The 4,475-nt window shown below is 72.4% G+C and carries 6 protein-coding genes; 2 read left to right on the top strand and 4 right to left on the bottom strand.

Translation table 11 applies throughout. From position 1 onward, the window contains the following. The coding region (locus tag ROTAS13_RS20020; protein ID WP_139323455.1) for a hypothetical protein at positions 1-313 on the bottom strand (313 nt) is incomplete at its 3' end. A gap of 158 nt (positions 314-471) precedes the next feature. Here ROTAS13_RS20020 and ROTAS13_RS20015 point away from each other — a divergent pair. Both ROTAS13_RS20015 and ROTAS13_RS20010 read left to right on the top strand, forming a co-directional pair. Then, entirely contained in the window at positions 472-2,430 is a 1,959-nt protein-coding gene (locus ROTAS13_RS20015; protein ID WP_075823211.1) for an AsmA family protein, read from the top strand. Between the two features lie 96 nt (positions 2,431-2,526). Further along, a complete protein-coding gene (locus ROTAS13_RS20010; RefSeq protein ID WP_075823210.1) occupies positions 2,527-2,922 on the top strand; it encodes a hypothetical protein in 396 nt (131 codons plus the stop codon). Positions 2,923-2,940: 18 nt separating this feature from the next. Here ROTAS13_RS20010 and greB read toward each other — a convergent pair whose 3' ends face one another. The 3 genes from greB to rsfS form a co-directional block, all read right to left on the bottom strand. Then, positions 2,941-3,474: a transcription elongation factor GreB gene (gene greB / locus ROTAS13_RS20005; RefSeq protein WP_075823209.1), complete on the bottom strand. Its 534-nt coding sequence runs from the start codon at positions 3,472-3,474 to the stop codon at positions 2,941-2,943. Positions 3,475-3,519: 45 nt separating this feature from the next. Next, positions 3,520-3,963 carry a 23S rRNA (pseudouridine(1915)-N(3))-methyltransferase RlmH gene (locus ROTAS13_RS20000; protein ID WP_019461613.1) on the bottom strand — a complete coding sequence of 148 codons (444 nt, stop codon included), beginning with the start codon at positions 3,961-3,963 and terminating at the stop codon, positions 3,520-3,522. 26 nt (positions 3,964-3,989) lie between these two features. After that, on the bottom strand, positions 3,990-4,475 hold a 486-nt coding region (gene rsfS, locus ROTAS13_RS19995; RefSeq protein ID WP_371329208.1), incomplete at its 5' end, for a ribosome silencing factor.

Genomic DNA, 4,475 nt, shown 5'->3' with positions numbered 1-4,475 from the left:
TCGCCTTACGGGGGAGCTGTGCGTAGATGTGATCAAGAGACAGGGGGGAGGGGACCGCGTTGCCATCCAGCGCCGGCGCCCAGCCCGTCAGCACCAGCCTGCCCCACGCCTCCCATTCGCGCACCGCCGCATGGACCAGCGGCGCGCGGCCGGGATCGCGGATCTCGGGGATCAGCCGCTCCGGAGCGACGGCGGTGGGAGGAGGAGTGGCGCAGGCCATGGGGAGGAGGAGAATCGCCAGGATCGGGAGCTTGCGCACCGCACCGCCATAGCCTGCTGTCCCTGACAGCGCCTCCACCGCGCATGCCGCCACGGCCTCACATTGCGTTGAGCCGGTGGCCCCCTGGCCCAGCCGCCTCACGAAAAAGTGCCTGCTGACGGCGAACCCCCGCCCGAACCCGGCGCTTACCGCTTGAACCGCTCCTGGCACTGCGCCGGCGCGGCCAGCCCGCAACATCCCGCGGAGGTTCCATGGCGCAGCGGCGTTTCCCCCGATGGCCCTTCTGGATCGGCATCCCGCTGGTCCTGGTGTCGCTGGTCGTCGCCTTCTGGTCCTGGGACTGGTTCATCCCGCTGGCAGAGCGCCAGGCCTCGGCCGCGCTTGGCCGCAAGGTGACGATCGCTCACCTGCATGTGCGTCCCGGCCGCGTCACGGAAATCGTGGTGGACGACCTGCGCGTCGCCAACCCGGACGGGTTCGAGGCGGAGGAGCCCTTCGCCCAGGTGCCGCGCACCACCGTGCTGGTCGATATCATGGAGTACTGGCACCACCGCGCCATCGTCATTCCCTCGGTGACGGTGGAGCGCCCGCAGGTCGCCGCGCTGGCTCATCCGGATGGCCGCACCAACTACGCTTTCGACTTCGGCAAGCCGGCCGGCGAGGAGGCACCGAAGCAGGACAAGGCCGCCAGCGCCCCGCGCATCGGCGTGCTGCGGATCGTCGATGGCCATGCGCATGTGGTGAATCCGGCGCTGAAGGCGGATTTCCAGCTCGGCATCGCCACCCGTGACGAGGAGACGCCGGACCCACGCATCGCCGTGACGGCGGACGGCACCTATGCGGGCCAGCGCATCACCGGCGAAGCCCTGGCCGGCGGGCCGGCCTATTTCCAGAACGAGGCTCGCCCCTGGCCGATCGAGCTGAAACTCGCCAACGGCCCGACCAACGTGTCCCTGAAAGGCACGGTCAGGGACCCGCTGGCCCTGCAGGGCGCCGACGTGAACCTCGTGCTGCAGGGGCCCGACATGGCGCTGCTGCAGCCGCTGACCGGCATCCCCTTTGCCCGTACGCCGAACTACCGTGTCGCCGGGCGCCTCGACTACGCCGATGGCCGCGTACGCTTCCGCGACTTCGACGGACGCGTCGGCAACAGCGACCTGTCCGGCACCATCGCCGTCACCACCGGCGGCGCGAAGCCGCTGGTGGAGGCGGACCTGCATTCGAAGCAGGTGGACCTGGCCGATCTGGGCGGCTTCATCGGCGAGACTCCGGGCCGTGCCTCCACCCCCGGCCAGAGCGCGCAGCAGCGGCGGGAACTGGCCCGCGACGAGCGCAGCAGCCGGGTGCTGCCGGATACGCCGGTCAGCCTGCCCAAGCTGAACATGGCGGATGTGAAGCTGAACTACCACGCCGACAGCATCCGGGGCCGGCAGATCCCCTTCGACGGCATGGCCGTGGACATGACCATCGCGGACGGCGCGGTGCGGCTCAGCCCGGTCAGCTTCGCGGTCGGCAAGGGCCGCATCGCCGGCGAGATCGCCCTCACGCCTCAGGAGAACGGCGCCCTGGGGGCACGGGCGGACGTGCAGTTCCAGCGCGTGGACCTGTCGCGCCTGATGCAGCCCACAGGCTTCCAGGGCTCGGGACTGATAGGTGGCCGCGCGGTCATCGACGGCACCGGCAAGTCGCTCGCCGGGATCCTGGGCAGCGGCAACGGCTCCCTGACCCTGACCATGGCGGGGGGCGGCAATCTCAGCGCCCTGCTGGTGGACCTGTCCGGCCTGCGCCTGGGCAATGCCATCCTGTCCTTTCTCAAGCTGCCGGACCGGACCCAGGTGGAATGCTTTGTCGGCGACTTCGCCCTCCGCCGCGGCGTGCTGAACACCCGCGCCCTGTTGCTGGACACGGCGGACGTGCTGATTTCCGGCAAGGGCACGGTGGATCTGGGGCGGGAAAGGCTGGACTACAGCATCCGAAGCGACTCCAAGCATTTCACCGTGGGGCAACTCCCGGCACCGATCACGATCGGCGGAACCTTCCGTGACCCCGCGGTCGGCATCGATCCGACCGAAGGCGGTGTCCGGGCCGGCGCCGCCGTCGGCCTCGGCTTCCTGGCCGCGCCGCTGGCGATCCTGCCGACGATCCAGTTCGGCATCGGCGACGACAACCGCTGCCAGGGCCTCATCGCGCGCGGCCGCAAGGCCGGCTGAGAAGGCCGGTTTCCCCCTGGCGGCACCGGGTGGTATTCCCGGGGCCGCCACGATCGGGCGCGCCGTGCCTCCGAAGACCCATTTCCGGCGATTGCCGTGACCCTTTCCGCCTGCTGTCCTTCATCCCGCCAGACCGGCCTCGCCGGCCTGCTTCTCCTGGCCCTGCCGTTCCTCCTGCCCGGCGGCATCGCGGAGGCGGCCCCGCGCGACCGCCCGGCCCGCGCCCTGCGGCTCTCGCCTTCCGAGATGCAGGCCCTTCAGCGCTGGCTCTGCCCGAACGGCGGCCGTCCGATGCCCGGGCGGCCGGGCCGCTGCGACGGGCGCGGCAGCAGGCTGGCCACCGGACCGGGCCGGGGCGGCGATGACGGGGCGGTGTTCGAATGGTTCCAGGGCCTGCCCCCGGCGCGGCGCCAGCAGCTCGCATGTCCCGAGGGCACGAAGCCGGTCCTGGCCCGGGATCATGCCGACACGGTGCGCTGCCTGCCGGGCTGACCGCCAGGGGCGGCGCGGTCAGCCCGCCGGGTATTGGATCGCCACCACCTCGATCTCCTCGCTGCCCTGGGGTGTGCGCAGGCGGGGCAGGTCGCCCACGCGCCGGCCCAGCAGGGCGCGCGCCACGGGCGAGACCCAGCTGATCCGGCCCAGGGAAAGGTCGGTCTCGTCCACGCCCACGATGGTCACGGTGACCTCGCTGTCATCCTCGCGCGCATAGGTGACGGTGGCGCCGAAGAAGACCTGCTCGCGCCGCGCCTGCTCCGCCGGATCGACCACCTGGGCCTTTTCCAGCCGCTTGCGCAGGAAGCGCACCCGCCGGTCGATCTCGCGCAGGCGCCGCTTGCCGTACTGGTAGTCCGCGTTCTCGCTGCGGTCGCCCAGCGAGGCGGCCCAGGACACCACCTCGACCACCTTCGGCCGCTCCACGTCCCAGAGCCGCCGAAGCTCCTCGCGCAGCGCCGCATGGCCGGCGGGCGTCATGTAGAAGGGCGTGCCCGGCGGCATGCCGGGCGGGGCCGCGTCCTCGTCGTCCTCGTCGGTGGCGGACATGCTTTCCTCTTCGCCGGATCGTGGCCATGCCCGGCGCCGGGGCGTTCAGCCCGGCCGCCAGGCCCGGTGATAGGGATGGCCCGTGCGGATGCACTGGGCTCGGAACAGCGCCTCGGCCAGCAGCCCCCGCACCAGCATGTGCGGCCAGGTCAGCCGCCCCAGCGAGATCCGGTGGTCCGCCCGCGCCAGCACCTGGGGGTCCAGCCCCTCCGCCCCGCCGATCAGGAAGGCCAGCGGCCGTGCGGCTTCCTCCCAGCGCGCGGTCAGCCGGGCGAGCGCCTCGCTGTCCGGCATCTCCCCGCCCAGGTCCAGCGCCACGGCCAGGGCGCCGTCGGGCAGGGCGGCGAGCAGGGCCTCGCCCTCCCGCCGCCGCATCTCCGCCGGGCTGCCGCTGCCCTCGGCGAATTCCTTCAGCACCAGGGCGGGCCGCAGCCGGGCGTTGTGCTGGGCAAAGAGCGCCGCCTCCGGCCCCGGCTTCGCCCGGCCCACCGCCAGCAGCAGCGGCGGGCGGGCCGTCAGCCTTCCTCCCCGACCGGGGAGGCCTCTTCCTCGCCGGGGCTGTGCGGCCCCCACATGCGCTCGATGGCATAGGTCTCGCGCGCCTCAGGCTTGAACAGGTGGATCACCAGGTCCCCCGCGTCGAGCAGCACCCAGTCGGGCGAGGTCTCGGAACGGATGCGCTTCACCCCTTCCTTCTCCAGCGCTTCCTCGACATGGGTGGCCATGGCCTGGATCTGGCGGTCGGCGAGGCCGGTCGCCACGATCATCCGGTCGGCGAAGGAGGAGCGGGTGGCGATGTCCAGCACCACCACGTTCTCCGCCTTGTCGTCCTCCAGCGAGGCGACGGCCGTGGCCACCAGCCGCTCCAGCACCGGCGGCGCGACCTTCTTGCGTGGCGCCCTGGCGCGCGCCGCGGGGGGGCGCACCTCCGGCCCGGCCGCGACCTGCGCCTTGCGGGAGGTCGTGGCGGCCGTCTTCGGCGCCGCCGCCTTCGCCGCAGG

This window comes from Roseomonas sp. TAS13, from assembly GCF_001950415.1.
GTDB lineage: Bacteria > Pseudomonadota > Alphaproteobacteria > Acetobacterales > Acetobacteraceae > Roseomonas > Roseomonas mucosa.
The sequence above is the reverse complement of the archived record's forward strand: the minus strand, read 5'-3'. Positions and strand labels throughout refer to the sequence as shown.

What these genes read in the sequence shown, in the direction of transcription:
- ROTAS13_RS20015 (WP_075823211.1), top strand. Translation starts at nt 472, where the DNA reads ATGGCGCAGCGGCGTTTCCCCCGATGGCCCTTCTGGATCGGCATCCCG.
- greB (WP_075823209.1), bottom strand. Translation starts at nt 3,474, where the DNA reads ATGTCCGCCACCGACGAGGACGACGAGGACGCGGCCCCGCCCGGCATG.